This is a genomic window from Psychrobacter pasteurii, assembly GCF_900162815.1.
GTDB classification, from domain to species: domain Bacteria; phylum Pseudomonadota; class Gammaproteobacteria; order Pseudomonadales; family Moraxellaceae; genus Psychrobacter; species Psychrobacter pasteurii.
In genome coordinates this window covers 20,184-43,510 of record NZ_FUGD01000060.1, presented here as the reverse complement: position 1 = coordinate 43,510, position 23,327 = coordinate 20,184, and the positions used below count along the sequence as shown (strand labels likewise).

Here is a 23,327-nt window from a genome sequence, read left to right as displayed (position 1 = left end):
CGCCTTCAACTTAAAATATATAATACAGCTATTCTAAACCAATTAGCCCCTTAAAATCTATTTAAAGTTTCCTCAAATTGATTACGCTCAACCGTCCCTACCTGCTGAACCTGCAACTTACCATCGACGAAATACAATAAAGCAGGCGGTCCAAATAAGCTTAATTCAGATAAAATACGCGCAGATTCTTCATTAGTTTCAGTCACATCCAGTCTAACCAATTGCCACTGTTGCATCGCAGCTGGTCGATTAGTAAACAAGGTTTTGTCCATAATTCGGCACTCAACGCACCACTCTGCCGTAACATCTACCAATACTTTAGGGTTCTGCTCAATAATAGGAATTAGCTCATCTAAGGTATAGATGTGTTTATCACCACTATGAACACCAGTTGCTCCAGCAGAAGCCAACCCTTGTGAGTTAGCACTGATTAAGGCGGAATTAGGCTGCGAAAATACAGCCAAAGGTTGCCATGAATCTTTACTGCCTGCAGCTGCCCCTACTAAAGTCAGAGCTGCCCAGCCACCTAAAACAAGGGCCAACGGCTTAGTAAATAATTGTCCTCGGCCACTCCACTTCCAAGCCCATACAGCTACTACCATGAACCACATTGCCCATAACATCAGCATAACAGGGCTAATCATAACCCGTTCAACCAATAGCAAGGCCACAGCAAATAGTAATAAAGCGAACCCTTGCTTAACCCAATTCATCCACTCGCCTGCTTTTGGCATTAGATTACCTTGGCTAACACCAAGTAGCATCAGCGGGGCTGATAACCCAAACCCTAACATGAATAAGGCAGCGAAACCCAATAGCGGATTACCAATGGTCGAAACAGCCAATAAGGCACCAAACAACGGTGCTGAAACACAAGGAGAAACCACAAGTGCCGATAGCAGTCCGGCAATAAAGCTACCAAAAGTACTGCCCAAATACTTATCACCTGCTTGACTTAAAGACTGAGTTCTTTGACGAATGGCGTTGGGTACAGGAATCCTAACCACATCTAGCATATATAAGGCTAAAACAACGAATATCGCTGCAAATACTAATAGAATAACCGGGTTTTGTAACCAGCCAATAATACCAAGTTGCTGGCCGAATACAGCGATAATTGCCCCTAAAATACCGTAAGCAATGGCTACCCCTAGGGCGTAACTACCACTTAGTATCAGGCCTTTTTTGGCGGTAGGAGTATGCTGTCGTGCTACGATGTTACTGACAATGGGCAACATAGGCAGCACACAAGGCGTTAAGGCTAAACCCAAACCTGCCAAAAATAATAATAAGAGAGCCAACCAAGGGTGCTTCGCCAGACCGAAAGGATCTTGGTCAACCACTCCCTCGCTACCTAACTGCAAACCAGACTCACTTGAGCCTGAACTTAAAGAGCCGTCTTGGCCCATTAAAGCAGCTTCTGTACTGTCTTCAGCTGCTTCTAAATCTTGCTCATCTTCATCTGTGACTAGAGCCTCTTCACCTTCTATATCAGTGATATCCTCTGACTCTGTATCTTGTGCCGATGACTCCTCGTCTGTGGACTCATTAGCCACTGCCTGAGTAGCACTGGCCGCAGCAATCGTTGCTGTCTGCGCCTTTTGTTGAGATTCGGCTGAGTTATTATTAGGTTTAGCAGATGTATCTGCCTCAGTGCTAGCACTTTTTTCACTGGCAGCTGCTTTAGAACTACTCGTCGTGCTTTTAGCCGCAGCTGACTCTTTTGACTTAGGCGTAGCAGTCTCTTCAGAACTTTTCTTTTGCCCTGCAGCACTTGCTGAAGTAGAAGCCGGTAAACTTATGGCCAATGTTTCTGTTTGCGGGGGATAACACAGCCCAGCATCAGCACAGCCTTGCCAGGTAACCGTAATATCTTCATTAATCGCAGCAGCAGTGGTGTTGGTCAAAGTCGCCGTTGCGGTGACTTGAGGCTGCTTAAAGACGTCTACCTTACCAAAGGTTGGGTCATCAATATTCTGTGGCGTATGAGAGAACTTAATTGCAGAAGCCGTTACGCCCTCTGGCAGTTTTAAAGACAGCTTATCTTTATATAGATAATGTTTTGGAGTGATTTTTAGGGCAATGTTAACTTTATTACCACTTTGGCTAGGTTTAACCGAAAAAGCTTGGTCTACCTTTAAGAACTTCTCTTGACCACCCTGAGTCTCAGCACTGCTAAATAAATCTGCCAGACTTGCCGCTTGAGCCTGATTACTTTCCCCACCTGGAACCAATCCAAAACTTAATGATAATGCCAATGAAGCCGCTAAAGCTTTTCGGCCAATAAACCGAGATGGGTTGGTTTTTAGTCGTTGTTTGGTTGCCCAGCCCTTATTTTGATTCGAATCGGAAGTGGACTGAGAGGACAAAGTATCTTTTATTTCTGCTGAGTTTTTCATTAAAGTCATTTCATAAAAGCAAGGTGACCTTATTAGGGCTCGATAAGGTCAAGTGGGTGGAAGTAATAGGTAAATAGGTCCACGGCTCTTTATACTGATAACCGCAATAGTAATAGCCACAAACGATTAACGACTATAATTCATTGAGCTTACCATATAATATATTTTTGTATAATAAATATTAACGGTGCCTAATATTAAGATTTACCCTCATCTCCAAAAGCGCCAGGGAACTGTTTCAAATCTACACTATCTGGCATCTCTGGCATTATACCTTGTATGAATAACGCGTCTAAATGCTCAATTTGTTGTTTTTTATCAAACTCATTGACCTCAGCGATCAGCATTTTTTCAATATACTTATCCAGTTGATAGCAGCTTAGTCGGGCGCAAAGTACGGCCAACTGATAAATACGACGCTTACAATAGACATCAACGCTGTGCAATAACCTGACCAGCTTCGCGGTCTCTAATGACGAGTATTTATAATTCGCCACTGCAGTTTCAGGTAGAGGTGTTACCCCATAAGCTATCGACAAGTGGGCTAGATAATAGCAACAGAATAAATAACCCAAGACATGACCAATAAAATAGGCTCGGTCATAGGTATAGCTCATTACTCCAAAATGACCCAATACATAGCTGTTGAGACTGGCTTGGTCGGCCACGCTGTCTTTATCTCTGAGTCGACCTACGTTAGGAAATTTTAGATGGTTGCGGTTTACTGAAGTCAGTTGCCACCCTACAGGCTGCTGGGCGGGCATGTGATGCACAATATCTGCAATAAGATCATCAACGATGTGCAACTGCTGCCACATCATTTCGTTTTTATCTAAATCAATAATGCCACGCTGATCGAGAGCTCTGGCCATTTGGAACTGTTGGTACTCAACAAACTGTGACTTTAATGTCTGCACCATATAAGTGGGACGTAATAAGGGCTTAATGGTATAAAAAAACTCAGTCCGTTTTAGCTGACGCTCATACAGCGCCACCCGCTGGCGAGCCACCTTTTCCATTTCCTTAGCTTGGACAGAGTTGTTTATCTCTAAAGCTTCGGTTTGGTATAAAGCGATCAACTCTGCTTTTGTCTTTGGCATGGTCATAGGCTCATCCACAGCTTGAACGTCTTCTACTTGCTCCTGCTTGGGAGCGACAGGCTCGGAGCTGACCTCGTTTTTCGGCTGAATTCGTGCGGTAATCGTTATTGGACGGTTTGCCATAATAGTACCTCGACCCTCTTTAAGATTCCTTTATCATAGCATTATTGCTAATGCTGGACATCTTAGTTTCATAGGCACTTTGGTAGCCGCTATAGTTTCGATTAATCAATAAAAACAGCCCTAGGCCATAGAATTAAAAAACGGAAATGCAAAAAAACCAACCAAGACATCGTCTAGATTAGCAAATGATATAATATTGAGTTTTGAGATATAAAAAGAAAGGATAAAAAGTGGGGCGACTGATGGGACTTGAACCCACGACAACCGAGATCACAACCCGGGGCTCTACCAACTGAGCTACAGCCGCCATAATCAACACAGAGTGTATTGAAAGTGCAATGTCTTACCTAACGTTATAGGTACTACAATTCAGGCGAAAGTGGTGCGCCTGGCAGGATTCGAACCTGCGACCACCTGCTTAGAAGGCAGATGCTCTATCCAACTGAGCTACAGGCGCTCATAGTGCTAACATCGTTGTTATTGAACTACACTGCTATTAAAACACATATAGAGTAATAATCAACAAATGTCGTATTTAAAGCATAAAAAAAAGCCTGTAAGGCTCTAGTAAAAAGTGGTCGGAGTGATAGGATTCGAACCTACGACCCTCTGGTCCCAAACCAGATGCGCTACCAAACTGCGCCACACTCCGATATCTTACTTTTCTTTTTTACGATTTTGATAACTCAATAATTAACTTAATCATCTGTGTCATCGCTATCGAGGTGCATATAATAGGACTTAACTTGAATCTTGTCAACACTTTTTTTAAATTATTTTCAAAAAATGTTGAATCTATTATAGAACCCTCAAATCAGTAGCAAACCCTGTTGGGGATCAAATGGAATCACACTCATTTGTGTAACACCCTTTAGAACATTGCCTTCCTGATTTGAGTGCCTATTCTCGTTGAAATTGTCATAAACGTCAAGCCTTTGTGTAAAATTTTTTGCTTTTGGATAAATTAACCAGGCATTTTGACATTTTAAGTGCTGTTTATAGCTATAAAGCTGCTGCCAATCCGCCCCACTTACTTGATTCGCTTGAGAAAGTGCTTTGTATTTGATGTCTAACACATGACTAATTGCGCCATCTTTGGTCACTATACAAGCATCAGGGATCAGTTTTTGGATAACCTTTATGTTTGGGTCTAAGTTAGAGGCGGTAGGTTTTAAATATAACCAATCAAAGCTGGGCTGTATGATAAGTTGGCTATTTGCTAAATTTTGAGCGACCCAATTCTGTAGCTTGCCTAGCACCCACCGCTCAAACGCATGGTTCATATTTATCATTAACGCTGCAATAGGTAACTCTGCCGCTGATGGATTGTCAGTGCTGTATATCGACTCGCCTGCCCCGCCTTGGGTCAATAACCACCACCCCCACTCTATGGCCTGAGTCACGGTCTGTGCTTGCAGGACTCCAAACTGGCTGCGCCAAATGGCTGCGTTATTTCTCAGCTGTTGGTAAGTGGGCGCCCAGCTTTGAGGAGGTAAAGCCATAACTCCCTGCAAACTACTGGGCAACTTCTGATCAAAGCTTGTCTCATTGAGTGTCGGCTGTGAAGACAGTTTCTGCAACTGTTGCCAAGCCGTAGCCAAAAACTGGGCCAAGACTTGGTCTGTCTCAAATACAGCCTGCTCAGTGTATAAATAATGCGGACGATGCCAATTGTTTTTTAGCTGAGCAGCAAGATTAATCTTACCTTGCGCTTTAGGTTGGTTATTTACTTGAGTCTGATAACGATTGGGCAAAATCATTGCCGCTTGTTGCAGCGCTTCACGGATTGTTGCCAGCAAGCCTTCATACCAAGGCTTATCTAGCGATAGTGATGTGCTTGCCAATTGAAACGGTATATTGGGATAAGAGGGGATAGAAAAATCAGCTTTAGCTGCTAGGTTTAGCGCTGTTATCTGCTTTGCTAAATTATCTGTACTGATATCTTCAAGCATGACAGTCACCCACTGCCGAGCATGAACTATATCTGCCTGCCGTTTAGCCAGTTCAGGTTGTGATTTTAAGGAATTACTTTTCGCGTTACTAGCTTCATCCAGACTAATCTTTGGTAATATCTCTAGAGTTAAGCCACTGGGCAAAATTATTTTTGCCAAATAATGACTGATCACCAAGCTGAGCTGGCCTCGCTTAACTTCTATGCTAAAACAAGGCAACTCTTGCTCAATCAAATACTCAAAGTCTGCAGCATGTGCAAAGTCTTCTCGACTCAGACGCTGATGCTCAAAGCAGCTAACCACCCCATTACTATCACTGAGGTGAAGTAGCCTCTGTCTATCAGTATTTTGCACAGCTAAGCCAGAATACAAAGAAACTTACTCCTGGGCAGAAAGATAACGGGTATATAGCAGCTGGTAAGGTTTGGCTGTTAAATACAAGTTTTCTGCCTCCATACTTCCTACTGTTGCAGCAGCAATGAAGTCAGGGTTTAGGCCAATTGGGGCAGAAGCCTGACCTTGTATAGCCGGTGACCACTGCGATTCTTGCCTATTACTTGCGACATTCGTTTGCAGCAAACTAAGCGAATTATTTGAAGTTAAGCCATCATTTAAGGCCAATTCACCATATAGCACCTGTGCCAATAGCCCAGGGATTTGCGCCGGCACAGCGCTGAGCTTTATATATTCAATGATTTGCGGAATAATCTGGCGATATAAGCGTTTGGCAAGCTCAGATATCTCATTAATACCCATAAAATAAGACTGACCTAGCTGAGCTTCAGCCCCAAACAAAGCAAATAACCGCTGATTTAAAGCTTGCATCAAAGCCGCTAAGTTAACGCTGTCTGCTGCCTTATCCTCGACCTGTGTTAAAAGCGAACTGTCAGGATAACAAGTGACAAACTCAAAGCGTCTTCTAAAGGCCGTGTCTAGCGTCGCTAAGGATCTATCTTGAGTATTCATGGTGGCATAGATGTCAACGTTGCTAGGCACAATGAATTGACGCCCTGAGTAAGCCAAACGCACTGCCATAGGGGTTGCTCCCCCTGCTCGCTTGCTCGGCTCTATAACGCTCATAAGCTCACCAAATACTTGTGAGGTATTGGCCCTATTAATCTCATCAATCAGCATTGCATAACGGTGATTGGGGTCATTGCTGGCCTTAGCACAAAGCTCCAAAAAAGCCCCTTGCTGTATCTCGTACTGCATCTGACCGGTTTGCGGGTTAATCCGAGGGCGGATACCCTCAACAAACTCATCATAGCCATAAGACTGATGAAAGCTCACCAGACAGCTTCGACTCACTACAAACTCTTGGCTGTCATGCTGTTTACCTTGCCCATCATACAGCGATAATAGCTCAGACAACTGACTGCGTAGCATCTGCTTCATTTCGTCCAATAAGAACCACTGACTGGTTGGTGTTTTGTCAAAATACGAATTGGCAGAGCGCTGACTGGTATTTACTGTGACGGATTCTGGATGAGCATGTTTGTTCAGCTGAACCCATAAGGTCTGATTAATGTTTTCATTGCGTTTATTGGCCGCTGATTTATCCAGAACTAACGGATGACGCATCATCTCAGGTACCGTCATCAATCTATCTTCTAGAAGAAGTACCGCACACACCACCTCACACCAGCCGTAATGACTGACCTGCTGTATCCGCCAGGTCTCCCAAGAAGCATCAATAGACTCATCATATTGCTTTTGTAACTCAAGCAACCTATGAGTCTTCCCTGTGCCCGCCACACCAGTAAAAATGATATTGGTAGGCTCAGTCGGCATGGGCATTAAATCGGATTTCAAATCTTGGTTCAAAGTATATCTTCTCTTAGTTAAAAGTATCTCTTCTCTTGATTAAAAGTATCTCTTCGCATTTTTAAAGTATTAGTGATAGGGTTTATTTGCAATCAGCAACCCCTTTTTGTGACCGCTGTATCATCTCTTATTGGTTTATGGTTTTGCTATACTGCATCCACTCTTATTCAATCTCATTATTCCCCTCTAACTATGAAAGGACGCGTTATGAGCCAGTTATCAAACCTTATACAGCAAGTATCTTCGACAAAAAAAGCCACGGTTGAAAAAGCAGCCACAATAGCCGCTCAACTAAATCTACCTTTTCCAGCAAGTCAATCAAAAAATGATGGAGCCAATCAAGGCGCTGCTGATGGCGACAACTCCGAACAGATTAGTAATCCTTTTACCAAAATCTTGAATGCCGTGCAATTGCTGCCTAAGTCGACTCAATCTTTTGTACTGACCAAAACCTTTAGTAAGATTGTACCTTATGTCGGCACCACTGGCATTGTTTACGAAGAAGTGACGCCAAATAAACTGGTGGTTAGCTTAGAAAATAAAAAAGCAGTGCAAAACCACATTGGTTCGGTACATGCTGTGGCAGTGACTTTATTGGCCGAGACCGCCACTGGTTTTATTTTGGGTATTAACCTACCTTCAGATAGAATCTTGTTGGTTAAGTCTTATGAAGTGAACTTCTATCGTCCGATTAAAAAAGGACAGATGGCCGCCATAGCAACATTAAGTGACGAGCAGCGTCAATATATCCTAGACACTCCTAAAGGTGAGATGATAATCCCTTGTGTTATCGAGGACCGTAATTCAGATAGCGATCGAGATCCGATTACTGTAGAAATGACTTGGGCCTGGATTCCAAAATCTGAGCTAAAACAGCGCCGTGAAGGTAGAGCCAAATAAACTCAATCTACCCTCTCATGGCTTAGTGGCTTAATCAAGCTCAATCAAAAAGGCACCGCTGTTACCAGTAGTGCCTTTTTTTATAGTCTATAACAGAACCTCTAATAGGGCTAATACTCAACCATACCACCGCGCATCTCATCTACCAGAGCCATAAACTCGGTACGCCAATCTCGAATGGTCTGCTCATCAGGCAACCACTGATTAGACAGCGTCACCACATTGACAATTAAGTCATGGCTTGAGGTTTCAATACCGTTACTATCTGGAGCAGGTGCGTACTGACAGCGCTGATAAGCCTTACTGATATTGGCCAATACCCCAGACTCTAAGGAGATTTTAATTCGCTGTAGCTCTGGTGAAATTAGCGTTTTTTTCTCTAAGGCAGTCTCGATGTAATCAATACTGGGCTGGCTGGTATCTAGATTATAAAAATGCGCCAATTCTTGTAAAAACGCCCACAACGCCCCTTGCAGATGAAAAATAGCCGTTTCACAATGTGCTTGGTACAGCTGTTTATCTGCCGTCTCCCCGGCTTGCTTACACGCGACTCTACAAAAATAAAATTTCTGATTGGTACGGTCTGCTTGATAACGGGCCACTCTACCTTTGTCTGCCATTTTTACTCTCACACCCTACTTATATAAAAGATAAATGTACCATAAATAAGTTATTTATATGCCACTCATCCTCGCTAAAAACAAAAAAACCTGCTCAATATCAGCAGGCTTTCTATAATTTGACACAAGCACTAAAATCTTAAAAAATCTATTTGGGCGGGAAAACGTGTTCTTTATAAATTTCCAACACGCCGTTTTCTTTATCAATAAAGATTCTTTCTACCCCAAAACCTCTTCGACTCATATCTGAATTTTTGTGGTAAATATCGATGGTTTTGGCTGTTTTAAAGTCTGAAGAGTATTTGGTAACACTTTTATTAACCAATAATGGCTTTAACGCGCCGCCATTAACTCTATAACTGATAACCGCCGTAGTGGGAATAAAAGACTGCTTGTTGCTAATACTGCTCCCCTCTGGCATTTTAATATAACCATCGGTAAGCAATAATCTTTCTAAGTCAAAGCTATACTTATCTACTTTAAAATCGGTCTTTATTTTTGGATCGCTATACCAACGATAATTGTATAAATCCACACCACGATTCAACTGCTTATACAGATGATCCGTAATCCCTTTATAACTGTCTGCCTTCATCTTCAGTACTTTGCCATCATAACTGGCTTTTAAATTAGGGCAGTTGATATCAAAACTAGGATCCGCTGATTTACTAGAGTCGCCGACACTTACCGTCTTAAATTTCTGAGGTGATGAGCCTGCTGTACGCCAGTTGGCATTAATATCCAACTCCTCTTGCATAGACATTAACATGATATTTAAACTATCACAGTCTGGCGTTTTATTTTCAGCATACGCATTACTCATCGTCCCTGCTGAAAACAAGGCAGATATTAATAGAATAAGCTTTCTCATGATCGCCTCAAAAATTTAATCAAAATAAATAATACTATTTTTGTGTCATTATTGATTTGTTAATAAATAAATGCAGTAGTTTACTATTCATATAATACAGAGAAGTTAAACAAATAGTATATTTGGTTAATTTAGTTACTTAACTGCGCTTCTTATAGTTATAAAGGCTTATTAAGACCGAATCAAGTTCATTTCCTGTTTTACCAACTGACCTTTTGGCAATATAAGCTTAATTTTTTATTTAAAAACAAGCTTATTTCTTAATAAGCAACTGATATTTCACTATTTATTTGCATAAAAAAATCCGGCACGAATGCCGGATTTTTTTATAACGATTAATTTTATTTTTTACTCAAGTGAGTAATTAATGCTTACTGACCTGGTTTGTCTTGGCTAAGCTCTTGAGCAAAGGCTTCATCGAAGCTTCTGAAATCTTGAGCTGTGCTGTTTGCTTCTAAATCAAACGCAGCATCTAGAGCACTTTCTACGTCGTACACAGGCTTACCTTCTTTGGCTTTCTTACGAGCCGCATGGTAAGCAAGACCTGTACCCGCTGGGATCAGACGACCCACAACCACGTTTTCTTTCAGGCCACGTAACTCATCCACTTTACCGGTTACGGCAGCAGCAGTTAGTACACGCGTAGTTTCCTGGAACGAAGCGGCTGAGATGAAGCTTTCGGTCGCCAAGCTGGCTTTAGTAATACCTAGCAGCTGACGCTCAAACTGTACTGGGAACTTATCTTCAGCAAGTAGTTTTTCGTTCAGTGCTTTCACATCAGCGTATTCAACCTGATCGCCCTTGAAGTAGTTAGAATCACCCGCGTCAGTAACTTCTACTTTACGTAGCATCTGACGGATAATAACTTCAATGTGCTTATCGTTGATCTTAACGCCCTGCAAGCGGTAAACCTCTTGTACTTCGTCAACGATGTAGTTAGCCAGTGCCGTTTCGCCTTGTAGACGTAAGATGTCATGCGGATTTAATGGACCATCTGCAATAACTTCACCACGGGCAACAGTTTCGTTTTCGAATACGTTGATTTGACGCCATTTTGGAATCAGCTCTTCATGAACTTCACCATCTTCATTGGTAATGATGAAGCGGTTCTTACCTTTCGTCGAAGTACCGAAGCTTACCACACCAGACATTTCTGCCATGATAGCGTGATCTTTCGGACGACGTGCTTCAAATAAGTCAGCAACACGTGGCAGACCACCGGTAATATCTTTCGTACCAGAAGTTGCTTGTGGTACGCGGCCTAATACCGAACCGGCAGTAACTTCTTCACCGTCAGAAACACGGATAATAGTCTCAGCAGGTAGGAAGTAAACCACTTCTTTACCGCCAGTAGTGTCTAGAATGATCGCTGGACGTAAGTCTTTTGAGTTACTTGGACGGTCTTTTGAACCCAAGATTTCAAACGAGCTCATACCTGTCGCTTCATCAATCTTAACGGTAGCAGTTGAGCCATCGATAATATCGCTGAAACGTGCTTTACCGGCGAATTCTGTGATAATTGGGTGAGTGTGCGGATCCCATTTAGCAATGGCCTGACCACTTTCAACCGCATCACCGTCTTTCACTAGAACACTTGAACCGTATGGTACTTTATAGCGCTCACGCTCACGACCTACTTCATCAGCAATACCGATTTCAGCAGAACGAGAAACGATGACTAAGTGACCATCAACGTGTTCAACCGTTTTCATATTATGGAAGCGGATGAAACCTGTGTTACGTGCTGAGATGCTGTTGTCAACTGAAGTAGAACTTGCAGCACCACCCACGTGGAACGTACGCATCGTTAACTGAGTACCTGGCTCACCAATTGATTGAGCAGCCATTACACCCACAGACTCACCAATGTTCACTTTGTGGCCACGGGCCAAGTCACGACCATAACACTGAGCACACACACCATGAGGTACATCACAAGTAATTACTGAACGTACCCATACTTCATCGACACCATTGTTATCGATTAGCTGTACGCCTTGCTCATCAATCAAGGTACCTGCTGGTAAGATAATCTCATCTTCACGGTTAACAACATCTGTTGCTACCACACGACCTAATACACGGTCACCTAGCTTCTCGATGATTTCACCACCTTGAATGTGCGGTGTCATACGAACGCCTTTCTCAGTACCACAATCGTTCTCTGTGATAACTAAGTCTTGCGCCACGTCTACTAGACGACGGGTTAAGTAACCTGAGTTAGCCGTCTTAAGTGCGGTATCCGCTAGACCTTTACGCGCACCGTGAGTCGAGATAAAGTACTGAAGTACTGATAGACCTTCACGGAAGTTAGCTTTAATTGGCGTTTCAATAATTGAGCCATCTGGCTTAGCCATCAGACCACGCATACCGGCCAACTGACGAATCTGAGCCGCACTACCACGAGCACCAGAGTCTGACATGATGAAGATAGAGTTGAATGACTTCTGCTCTTCTTCTTCACCTTGCGCATTGATAACTTTATCCGTAGATAAGTTATCCATCATCGCTTTAGCAACTTTATCGTTGGTACGTGACCAAATATCGACAACTTTGTTATAGCGCTCACCAGCCGTTACGAAACCATGCTCAAACTGTTGTTCGATTTCACGAACTTCAGCGTCAGCCGCTTCGATAAGCTCTTTCTTCTTAGGTGGAATAACCATGTCTTCAATACCGATAGACACACCTGATAGCGTCGCTTGAGCGAAACCTAGGTACATCAATTGGTCAGCGAAGATAACACTTTCTTTCACACCACGAGTACGGTAGCAAGAGTTCATTAGTTTTGAGATGTTCTTCTTAGTCATCTCAACGTTACACTCTTCAAAACGTATACCTTTAGGCATAACATTCCAGATTAATAGACGACCGGCTACAGTATCTTGTAGTGATGTCTGCTTAGTACGGTTGCCTTCTTCATCAATGATGGTTTCGGTAACACGAACTTTAATCTTAGCGTTTACATGTAAGTCGTTTGAACCAATCGCACGCAGCGCTTCGTTAACAGTTGCGAAGATCATGCCTTCGCCTTTGGCGTTAATTGACGAGCGGCTGATGTAGTACAGACCTAATACAACGTCTTGTGACGGTACAATAATCGGATCACCGTTAGCTGGTGACAAGATGTTGTTGGTCGACATCATTAAGGTACGAGCTTCAAGCTGTGCTTCTAAGGTCAATGGCACGTGTACTGCCATTTGGTCACCGTCGAAGTCGGCGTTAAACGCGGTACATACAAGCGGGTGAAGCTGGATAGCTTTACCTTCAATTAGTACAGGTTCAAACGCTTGCAGACCCAATCTGTGAAGTGTTGGCGCACGGTTTAGTAGTACTGGATGCTCACGGATAACCATGGCCAGCATATCCCAAACTTGTGGCTCTTCACGCTCAACCATTTTCTTAGCTTGCTTAATGGTTGTCGCCATACCGTGTGATAACAATTTTGAGTAAGTAAATGGCTTGAATAATTCAAGTGCCATTTTCTTAGGTAGACCACACTGATGTAGACGTAGAGTTGGACCCACAACAATTACTGAACGGCCAGAGTAGTCAACACGCTTACCAAGTAAGTTTTGACGGAAACGACCTTGCTTACCTTTAATCATGTCAGCAAGCGATTTTAATGGACGCTTGTTGCTGCCAGTAATAGCACGACCACGACGACCGTTATCTAATAGCGCATCCACTGACTCTTGTAGCATACGTTTTTCGTTACGTACGATGATATCAGGAGCATTAAGCTCTAATAGACGCTTTAGACGGTTGTTACGGTTAATAACACGGCGATATAAATCGTTTAGATCTGATGTTGCAAAGCGGCCGCCTTCTAGAGGTACTAGAGGACGTAAATCTGGTGGTAGTACTGGCAAGATGCTCATTACCATCCACTCAGGCTTGTTATTAGAGTCACGGAAAGCTTCTAATAATTTTAGACGCTTAGACATCTTCTTAAGCTTGGTTTCAGAACCGGTATTTGGAATCGCTTCACGTAGATCATCAATCTCAAGATCAATATCGATGTCTTTTAATAGGTCTTGAACCGCTTCAGCACCCATTTTAGCGATGAATTCATCACCGAACTCTTCTAGAGCTTTATAGTAATCTTCATCATCAAGAAGCTGATACTTCTCTAGTGAAGTCATACCTGGATCGGTTACCACATAGCTTTCGAAATACAATACGCGCTCGATATCACGTAATGTCATATCTAGTAGTAGACCGATGCGGCTTGGTAATGATTTTAAGAACCAAATGTGAGCCACTGGGCTAGCTAAGTCGATGTGACCCATACGGTCACGACGAACTTTAGCTGTGGTCACTTCTACGCCACATTTTTCACAGATTACGCCCTGGAATTTACGGCGTTTGTACTTACCACATAGACACTCAAAGTCTTTTACTGGACCAAAGATTTTGGCACAGAATAGACCGTCACGCTCAGGCTTGAAAGTACGGTAGTTAATAGTTTCTGGTTTTTTTACTTCGCCATGTGACCATGATTTAATAGTCTCAGGAGCAGCCAATGAAATCTGAATGCTATCAAATTCACGTTTGCCGTTGTCGGCAGGGCTTTTCATAATATCGAGTAAATCTTTCAAGTTGCTTCTCCGTTATATGTGTTCACGGTAGTCGGGTCATCACTATTATTTATATTCAATAATACATCTTAAGTAATGACCTAACTTACCGTTGAAGGCAATGAATTAGGCTGAGTTAAAGGATAAGACTAATTACTTTCTTTTAGCTCAATATTAATACCCAATGACTTAATCTCTTTGGTCAGTACGTTGAATGACTCAGGCATGCCTGGATCCATGTACTGTTCACCATCGACGATGTTCTTATACATACGCGTACGACCTTCAACATCATCCGACTTCACTGTTAGCATCTCTTGCAACGTGTAAGTTGCGCCGTATGCTTCTAGTGCCCAAACTTCCATCTCACCGAAGCGCTGACCACCAAATTGTGCTTTACCACCTAGAGGCTGCTGCGTTACTAATGAGTATGAACCTGTTGAGCGAGCATGCATCTTGTCATCCACTAAGTGGTTCAGTTTCAGCATGTACATGTAGCCTACAGTTACAGGACGGTCAAACTTCTGACCAGTACGACCATCATATAAAGTCTGCTGACCTGAAGTTGGATAGCCTGCAAGCTCTAACAGCTCATCAATTTGAACTTCGCGTGCGCCATCAAATACAGCGGTACCCATAGGGACACCTTCACGTAAGTTCTGTGCAAGCGCCATGATATCTTCATCACTCAAGCTGTCTAAGTCAGCTTGCTCACCGCCTACCTTGTTGTAAATCTTATCTAAGAATTCACGTAACTCAGCTACTGCAGCTTGGGCTTTAAGCATGCCATTAATCTTGTCACCAAGACCTTTGGCCGCCATACCTAAGTGAGTCTCTAGTACCTGACCGATGTTCATACGCGATGGTACACCCAGTGGGTTCAACACGATATCAACTGGATTACCATGTTCGTCATATGGCATATCTTCAATTGGCATGATGCGTGACACAACACCTTTGTTACCATGACGACCGGCCATCTTATCACCAGGCTGAATGCGACGCTTAACCGCTAAGTAAACTTTAACGATTTTTTGTACGCCATGCTGTAGATCATCACCAGCAGTTAGCTTGCGTTTTTTCTCAGCGAACTTAGTGTCGATGTCTTTTTGCTTATCAACCAAGAACTCTTGAATTTGAGTCAAGCGCTCAGCGATAACTTCTTCTACTGGCTGAATGTCTAATAGAGTTTCTAATGACATTTCTAGCAGCTCAGTTTCAGACAATACTGTACCTGACTTAAGACCTGCACCACCACTGATGGCTTTACCATCTAGTAAGTGACTAATACGGCTACGTGCAGCTTCTTCAAAAATACGAAGCTCTTCTTTTAAGTCTTTGCGGTAGTTATCTAGCTGTGACTTCTCGATTGCTTTAGCACGAGCGTCTTTTTCTACGCCATCACGGGTAAAGACTTGAACGTCAATAACCGTACCTTTGGTAGAAGTTGGCACACGTAAAGAAGTATCTTTAACGTCTGCTGCTTTCTCACCAAAGATGGCTCTCAGTAGTTTCTCTTCTGGCGTTAGTTGCGTCTCACCTTTAGGCGTTACTTTACCAACTAGGATGTCGCCTGCGTCTACTTCAGCACCGATATAAACAATACCTGACTCATCAAGAGCAGATAGAGCTGCTTCACCAACGTTTGGAATATCCGCAGTGATTTCTTCAGTACCTAGCTTAGTATCACGTGCCACACAAGTTAACTCTTGGATGTGGATAGTCGTGAAACGGTCTTCTTTAACCACACGCTCAGATAACAAGATCGAGTCTTCGAAGTTGTAACCGTTCCATGGCATAAACGCCACACGCATGTTCTGACCAAGGGCTAATTCACCTAAGTCAGTTGATGGACCGTCAGCTAGGATATCGCCACTGGCAATTTCGTCGCCTTGGTTAACAATGATGCGCTGGTTAATACAAGTGTTTTGGTTAGAACGGGTGTATTTAATTAAGTTATAAATATCGATACCCGCTTCGCCTGCACCCATCTCATCTTCATTTACACGAACAACGATACGAGAAGCGTCTACATCTTCGATTACACCACCACGTTTAGCGATAACACAAACACCAGAGTCACGGGCTACGTGACGCTCCATACCAGTACCTACTAGCGGCTTATCAGCACGTAGTGTAGGAACCGCCTGACGTTGCATGTTCGAGCCCATCAAGGCACGGTTAGCATCATCATGCTCTAGGAATGGAATCAAACTAGCAGCAACTGATACAACCTGACTTGGTGATACGTCCATATGCGTTACTTTGTCACTTGGCATACGTACAGATTCACCACCGCTACGTACCATTACCATTTCTTCAGCTAACACGCCGTTTTCATCTAACTCAGAGTCAGCCTGAGCGATAACGGTGCCTACTTCTTCAATAGCTGATAGGTATTCGATATCGTCGGTTACTTTACCGTCAACAACTTTACGATATGGGGTTTCTAAGAAACCAAATTCGTTGGTCTTAGCAAATGTTGCTAATGAGTTAATTAGACCAATGTTTGGACCTTCTGGTGTCTCAATCGGACACACACGGCCGTAGTGAGTATTGTGAACGTCACGTACTTCGAAGCCTGCACGCTCACGAGTTAGACCACCTGGACCTAAAGCTGAGATACGACGCTTGTGGGTAATTTCCGACAATGGGTTGTTTTGGTCCATAAACTGAGACAACTGGCTCGAACCAAAGAATTCTTTAACCGCTGCCGCTACTGGCTTAGAGTTAATTAAGTCTTGTGGTGACAAGTTATCAGACTCAGCAGAGCTTAAACGCTCTTTAACGGCACGCTCAACACGTACTAGACCCACGCGGAATTGGTTCTCTGCCATTTCGCCCACTGAACGAATACGACGGTTACCTAAGTGGTCGATATCGTCGACTTCACCAATACCATTACGGATATTGATCAGCTCTTTTAATACATCGATGATGTCTTCTTTAGTTAGAACGCTTTGCTCACGTTTAACATCTGGATCATCACTGTTTTCAAAAGGACGACCTAAACGGCGGTTGAACTTCATACGACCTACGTTTGACAAGTCATAACGATCGGCGTTGAAGAACATGCTTTCAAATAATTTTTCAGCAGTATCAATCGTTGGCGGCTCACCTGGACGCATCACTTTATAGATTTCGATTAGCGCTTCTTCGCGGCTACCTGTGCTGTCTGCACGTAAGGTATCAGCGATGTAAGTACCGTGATCGATGTCGTTAGTGAATAGGATCTTAAACTCTTTGATTGACTCACTGGCTTCAAACGCACTTAACTTAACCAATAATTCATGGTCAATTAACGTGTTTGCCTTAGCGATAACTTCGTCGTTTACAACGATGTCTTCAGCCAAGATACGCTCATATAAGTACTCATCAGGTACAGCCAGTTTTTTCATGCCAGACTGTTCGATTTGACGAATACGACGAGCGTTAATACGCTTACCTTGCTCAACTAGAACTTCACCGTCTGGTGATACGATATCGAACTGAGCCATCTCGCCACGTAGACGATCAGCAACTAAATCGATTTCGAATTGCTCTTCACCTTTATAGACAGACACTTTTTCAAAGAAAGTATCTAGAATTTCATTGGTGTCCATGCCTAGCGCACGTAGGATAATAGTACCTAGTAGCTTACGACGACGGTCAATACGAGCGAATACTAAGTCTTTAGCATCAAACTCAAAGTCTAACCATGAACCACGGTAAGGAATGATACGGGCGTTATAAAGCACCTTACCACTTGAGTGAGATTTACCTTTATCGTGGTCGAAGAACACACCAGGTGAACGGTGTAACTGAGATACGATAACACGCTCAGTACCGTTAATAATAAAGGTACCGTTGTCGGTCATTAATGGGATTTCACCCATGTATACGTTTTGCTCACGAATGTCTTTAATAGCCGCTTTGCTATTTTTGTCTTTGCTATCTTTGTCTTTGATAACCAAACGGATTTTGACACGTAGGGGTGCTGCATACGTTGATCCACGAGAAATACACTCGCGCTCATCGAACTCTGGTGCACCTAAATAGTACTCAACAAATTGAAGTTCAGCGTTGTTAGAGTTACTTTCGATTGGGAAAATAGATGAAAATGCAGCTTGAAGGCCGGTATTCTCACGCGCTTTAGGCTTTTTATTTTCCTGCAAAAATTGCTCATAGGAATCCACTTGAATCGCCAATAGATACGGGATATCCATCACATGTGGCAACTCGGCAAAACTTTTGCGAATACGTTTTTTTTCAGTATAGGAATATGCCATCGAGAGTCCTTACAGTAGACAGTAAAATAAAAATGATTCATTTTTAAAAATTAAGCGGTTAATAATTAACTTATTACTCAAGTTCTAAATAGGAATCATCAGATTGAAACAGTGAGAATGACCTTTGATAATGCCTGTTGTGCATACAATCATGACGTTTTTACTCAATATTTGAGTGTCGACGCCGCCAAACCCATTACAAACGTTAATAGCTAATGGTTCTTGCTGGTTATTGAAACGAATTATTACAAAAAAGTTGTTAATTTAGGTTAAAAAAGAAGCCAAACGACAGATGCAAAAAAACCCCAAGCACGAGCGTACCTAGGTCTAAATAAAAAGGATAGAAGCTAACGATGTTTTAAACATGCAAATTGTCTGTCCCTTGGTCTGTATTAATCGCTAAACGTTCGTTAAGCTGATGTTGATAAGATATTAACGTGACGCTTGCCAACCATTTAGGCTAATACAAAAGGTCAAGTGCGAGAGTATACAATAACTTTTCTATAAAAGCAACCCTCTCACAACCTAGTAAATCCGAGTAGCAATAAAAAAGCCAACAATGCATATTACATTGTTGGCTTTATGGCTAAGTAAGGTTTGACCCCTACTTAACCGAACTCATAATAGATAAATCTCTATTATTTAAGTTCTACAGTAGCACCAGCTTCTTCAAGCTTTTTCTTAAGCTCTTCTGCTTCTGCTTTGTTAGCGCCTTCTTTGATTGGAGCTGGAGCGCCTTCAACTAGTTCTTTAGCTTCTTTTAGACCTAGGCCAGTAGCTTCACGAACTGCTTTAATTACGCCAACTTTCTTGTCGCCGAAGCTAGCAAGAATAACGTCGAACTCGTCTTTTTCTTCAGCAGCAGCAGCGCCACCAGCAGCAGCAGCAGGTGCAGCAGCAACAGCAGCAGCAGCTGTTACGCCGAATTTTTCTTCCATTTCGCTGATTAGTTCAACGATGTCCATTACTGACATTTCAGCGATTGCGTTTAACACATCTTCTCTAGATAGTGCCATGGGATTTCTCCATATTCTGATAAATTTAAAGTTAATTATTAAGGTCAATACAGTTAAATATTATGCCACTAGGCGTTGATCATACTGTATTAACCGAAAACAGCTAATAGTGATTAAGCAGCTTCTTTTGCGTCTTTTACTGCTGCAACAGTACGTACAAACTTGCCTGGTACTTCTTTCATAGTACGTGCAAGCTTGGTTACTGGTGCCTTCATTGTTGCCATCAAGATAGATAGTGCTTCGTCGCGTGTTGGAAGCTTAGCTACGCGCTCAAGTTCCTCAGGACCAAACAACTCACCGCCAACTGATACAAGCTTAGTTTCTAAAGCTTTATTCTCTTTAGCGAATTCGTGGATTACACGAGCTGCAGAACCTAAATCTTCAGTAGAAAAAGCCAATAACAATGGGCCAACCATCTTATCTGACATGCACTCAAAGTCAGTACCTTCAAAAGCACGCTTAGCTAGCGTGTTTTTAACAACTTTAAGTACAACACCTTTCTCACGAGCTTGTTCACGTAGCGCAGTTAACTGTGCTACTTCAAGGCCGTGATAATCAGCAGCAACTGCTGAATAAGCATTTGCAGCAACTTCAGACACTTCAGCCACAACTTTTTGTTTCTGTTCTAGCGTTAATGCCATGAGTTGACTCCTTGATCTCTTCAACATTGCTTTCACAATGCCGAATTGACGTTTCTATTACTAAAGCTAATGGCTCGATATTAAATAAATAATGTCCAACCACTCTAGTAACGCTGAATACGGCACCTTTATCAGAATGAATAAGAAATTAAATGGATAAACTCTATTTAATTCCCATGATCAAACTTTTTTGGTCACCGTCTGCGTAGGCCAATATTAGGCTATAGAACAACTATAAATAGTTGAAAAATAACACTGACATCAATTAACAGTATGCCTGCAATCTTAATTCTAAAAGAATTGCAACCTTAACATACCTACCTACGGTCTTAGACAGCATAGCTTTGGCTAAGCTGACCTAATATTTTAAAACTTTAAAATCTGGGTGATAATTCGAGATACAAATCAGTAGAGCTCGAATCATCACTAAAAACTAATAAATTAGTTAAATTACTTAGCTGTGCGGTATGGGATTGGATCTAATGCGATACCAGGACCCATGGTGCTTGAGATAGTAATTTTCTTAAGGTAGATACCTTTAGAAGTAGCTGGCTTAGCACGACGGATGTCTGATAATAAAGCCTGTACGTTCTGCTGGATTTGTTCAACAGTGAAACCAACCTGACCGATAGTGGTGTGGATGATACCTGCTTTATCTACACGGTAAGTAGCCTGACCTGCTTTAGCGTTTGCAACTGCTTCAGCAACGTTAGGAGTAACTGTACCAACTTTAGGGTTAGGCATTAGGCCACGTGGACCTAGGATAGTACCTAACTGACCTACAACACGCATTGCGTCTGGAGCTGCAATAACAACGTCAAAGTCTAGGTTGCCTGCTTTAACTTGTTCTGCAAGATCTTCCATACCAACTACGTCAGCACCAGCTTCTTTAGCAGCGTCAGCAGCAGCGCCTTGAGCGAATACAGCAACACGCTTAGTTTTACCAGTACCTGCAGGTAGGTTAGTTGCGCCACGAACTACTTGGTCTGATTTACGTGGATCTACACCAAGGTTGATAGCAATATCAACTGACTCTTTGAATTTAAGAGGTGGTAGGTCGTTTAAAATAGCTACCGCTTCTTCAAGAGTGTATAACTTTTCGTTGTCTACACGCTCAGCGATCAATTTTTGACGTTTAGTAAGCTTACTCATTTACACACCCTCCACATCGATGCCCATTGAACGCGCAGTACCAGCGATGGTACGTACAGCAGCGTCCAGGTCAGCAGCAGTCAAATCAGCATTTTTAGTTTGCACGATTTCTTCTAGCTGTGCACGAGTAACTTTACCTACTTTAGTAGTATTTGGAACACCAGAACCTTTAGCGATGCCAGCAGCTTTACGCAGCAAGAACGCAGCAGGTGGTGACTTCATGATAAATGTAAATGATTTATCAGCGTATACTGTAATTTCAGTAGGAATTGGCAGACCTGGTTCCATGCTAGCAGTTGCAGCGTTGAACTCTTTACAGAATGCCATGATGTTCACACCTTTTTGACCTAGTGCAGGACCAATCGGTGGTGAAGGATTTGCTTTGCCAGCAGGCACTTGTAGTTTGATGTAACCATCAATCTTCTTAGCCATGAGTTTTCTCCTTTACGGGTGATAACGCTTACTGCTCACACTTACCAAATTTGTTAAAGCAAGCTGATAAGCAGAGCTATCCGCTCCCCGGGGGTTAAAATATTTAGCTCAGTTGAGTTTTAAGAAGCCAATTAGCTTAATTTCTCAACCTTACTAAACTCTAATTCGACCTGAGTTGGTCTGTTAAATACGTTTACGGTCAGTTGTAATTTCGATTTTTCGTAATCTACTTTCTCAACCAGACCTTTAAAATCTGTAAATGGTCCATCGATAACCAGAACTTCTTCACCTGGCTCAAATAAGGTCTTAGGACGCGGTGCTTCTTCACTTTGTTTAAGGCGATTTAAGATGCGATCTGCCTCAACTTTAGTAATAGGTGCTGGATTCTCTGGAGTACCGCCGATGAAGCCTGTAATACGCGGGCAGTCATTGACGATGTGCCAAGTATCATCATTCATTTCCATTTCTACTAATACGTAGCCTGGAAAGAATTTACGCTCACTTTTACGCTTTTTGCCGTCTTTCATTTCAACGACTTCTTCGGTTGGTACCAAAACCTCACCGAATTTATCAGCGAATTCACTGCGATTGATACGATCCGTCAAGTAGCGTTGGACCTGCTTTTCATAGCCTGAAAATGCTTGCACAATATACCAGCGCATAGGTTTCTCCATGACGTCAATCAAACGATTGCTGATTAAAAAAACAGGCTGTATTGCTTATATAATCACTATATGAAGCCCAGCCCTAACAATTCTTTATTCTAGTGCTACTTCTTGTAGCCATTTAAAAGGGAGCCAACGAATCAACACCCTTATATATTTTCACACTACTGGTGGCTAACTGTGGCCTATCTAGCCAATAAAGATACCAACCAACCAGTTAAATAAGTTATCTAACAACCATACTATGACAGCAACAATACCAATCACTAGTAAACTTTGCCAAGTGTATTGAATGGTTTCATTCTTACTTGGCCAAGTGACACGGCGTAACTCAATGCTGGCATCTTTAAGTAATACCTTAAAGCTACGACCCTGATTGGTTAATGCCAAACAAATAATGGCTAAAATAATCAGAGCAGCAATAATACCAACTCTAGTCCACAGATCATTAGCGGGTTGCCAAATGCCTGGTAGCTTATAGTTAACCAAGGTAGCCCCAATTAAGGAGGCTAAGGCAATACCCCAAAGCGCCATATCTTTTGGCGAACGGGTTTTTGCAACTTCCACTGCGCTTTTACCAGAAAGGTCTTTGCCTAACGTATTATGAGCGCCCTGCCTAGCGTCAGATACCTTTCTTTCTAGGTTATCCTGTTGTTTGCTCATAGTTGAATTGCCTTACGACGTAGACGATAGAATTAATGCCGCCTATCTGTATGGTAAAAGAAGAGTGCTTGGTACTATTAGGCTTAGCAAGCTATTAAGCTTAGAACTTCGTTAAGCTCAA

General features: G+C 42.5%; 15 protein-coding genes and 3 tRNA genes. 1 reads left to right on the top strand and 17 read right to left on the bottom strand.

Translation table 11 applies throughout. The features are described 5' to 3' along the window. Nucleotides 1-50: 50 nt before the first annotated feature. The 7 genes from A1232T_RS03920 to A1232T_RS03890 form a co-directional block, all read right to left on the bottom strand. On the bottom strand, nt 51-2,399 hold the full coding sequence (locus A1232T_RS03920; RefSeq protein WP_077448155.1) for a cytochrome c biogenesis protein CcdA: 2,349 nt from the start codon (nt 2,397-2,399) through the stop codon (nt 51-53). 197 nt (nt 2,400-2,596) lie between these two features. Then, nucleotides 2,597-3,622: a hypothetical protein gene (locus A1232T_RS03915; RefSeq protein WP_077448154.1), complete on the bottom strand. Its 1,026-nt coding sequence runs from the start codon at nt 3,620-3,622 to the stop codon at nt 2,597-2,599. Nucleotides 3,623-3,853: 231 nt separating this feature from the next. Next, nucleotides 3,854-3,929: transfer RNA gene (locus A1232T_RS03910), tRNA-His, on the bottom strand. 73 nt (nt 3,930-4,002) lie between these two features. Further along, nucleotides 4,003-4,079 (bottom strand) — tRNA-Arg (locus tag A1232T_RS03905). A 118-nt stretch (nt 4,080-4,197) separates the two neighbouring features. After that, nucleotides 4,198-4,274, bottom strand: a tRNA-Pro gene (locus A1232T_RS03900). A gap of 157 nt (nt 4,275-4,431) precedes the next feature. Further along, entirely contained in the window at nt 4,432-5,928 is a 1,497-nt protein-coding gene (locus tag A1232T_RS03895; RefSeq protein WP_167367032.1) for a 5-methylcytosine restriction system specificity protein McrC, read from the bottom strand. Between the two features lie 24 nt (nt 5,929-5,952). After that, the gene (locus tag A1232T_RS03890; protein WP_244152362.1) at nt 5,953-7,398 is read right to left on the bottom strand and encodes an McrB family protein; all 1,446 of its coding nucleotides are present in this window, start codon (nt 7,396-7,398) and stop codon (nt 5,953-5,955) included. Nucleotides 7,399-7,605: 207 nt separating this feature from the next. Here A1232T_RS03890 and A1232T_RS03885 point away from each other — a divergent pair, with 207 nt between their 5' ends. Beyond that, on the top strand, nt 7,606-8,298 hold the full coding sequence (locus A1232T_RS03885) for a DUF4442 domain-containing protein (RefSeq protein ID WP_167367031.1): 693 nt from the start codon (nt 7,606-7,608) through the stop codon (nt 8,296-8,298). A 110-nt stretch (nt 8,299-8,408) separates the two neighbouring features. On the opposite strand, the gene A1232T_RS03880 is transcribed toward A1232T_RS03885, so the two are convergent. The 10 genes from A1232T_RS03880 to secE form a co-directional block, all read right to left on the bottom strand. After that, on the bottom strand, nt 8,409-8,918 hold the full coding sequence (locus A1232T_RS03880) for a DUF6586 family protein (RefSeq protein WP_077448151.1): 510 nt from the start codon (nt 8,916-8,918) through the stop codon (nt 8,409-8,411). Nucleotides 8,919-9,066: 148 nt separating this feature from the next. Then, on the bottom strand, nt 9,067-9,789 hold the full coding sequence (locus tag A1232T_RS03875; RefSeq protein ID WP_077448150.1) for a hypothetical protein: 723 nt from the start codon (nt 9,787-9,789) through the stop codon (nt 9,067-9,069). Between the two features lie 371 nt (nt 9,790-10,160). Continuing rightward, on the bottom strand, nt 10,161-14,390 hold the full coding sequence (gene rpoC, locus A1232T_RS03870) for a DNA-directed RNA polymerase subunit beta' (RefSeq protein WP_077448149.1): 4,230 nt from the start codon (nt 14,388-14,390) through the stop codon (nt 10,161-10,163). A gap of 128 nt (nt 14,391-14,518) precedes the next feature. Beyond that, nucleotides 14,519-18,637, bottom strand: a complete 4,119-nt coding sequence (rpoB, locus tag A1232T_RS03865; RefSeq protein ID WP_077448148.1) for a DNA-directed RNA polymerase subunit beta — start codon at nt 18,635-18,637, stop codon at nt 14,519-14,521. A gap of 638 nt (nt 18,638-19,275) precedes the next feature. Further along, the gene (gene rplL / locus A1232T_RS03860; protein ID WP_028858896.1) at nt 19,276-19,653 is read right to left on the bottom strand and encodes a 50S ribosomal protein L7/L12; all 378 of its coding nucleotides are present in this window, start codon (nt 19,651-19,653) and stop codon (nt 19,276-19,278) included. Between the two features lie 113 nt (nt 19,654-19,766). Next, nucleotides 19,767-20,294: a 50S ribosomal protein L10 gene (gene rplJ / locus A1232T_RS03855; protein ID WP_077448147.1), complete on the bottom strand. Its 528-nt coding sequence runs from the start codon at nt 20,292-20,294 to the stop codon at nt 19,767-19,769. Between the two features lie 450 nt (nt 20,295-20,744). Next, nucleotides 20,745-21,446 carry a 50S ribosomal protein L1 gene (gene rplA, locus A1232T_RS03850; RefSeq protein ID WP_077448146.1) on the bottom strand — a complete coding sequence of 234 codons (702 nt, stop codon included), beginning with the start codon at nt 21,444-21,446 and terminating at the stop codon, nt 20,745-20,747. Beyond that, a complete protein-coding gene (gene rplK / locus A1232T_RS03845) occupies nt 21,447-21,878 on the bottom strand; it encodes a 50S ribosomal protein L11 (protein WP_007395730.1) in 432 nt (143 codons plus the stop codon). It abuts the gene before it with no gap. Between the two features lie 131 nt (nt 21,879-22,009). Next, entirely contained in the window at nt 22,010-22,540 is a 531-nt protein-coding gene (nusG, locus tag A1232T_RS03840; protein WP_011961254.1) for a transcription termination/antitermination protein NusG, read from the bottom strand. A 192-nt stretch (nt 22,541-22,732) separates the two neighbouring features. Then, a complete protein-coding gene (gene secE / locus A1232T_RS03835) occupies nt 22,733-23,206 on the bottom strand; it encodes a preprotein translocase subunit SecE (protein ID WP_077448145.1) in 474 nt (157 codons plus the stop codon). Between the last annotated feature and the right edge of the window lie 121 nt (nt 23,207-23,327).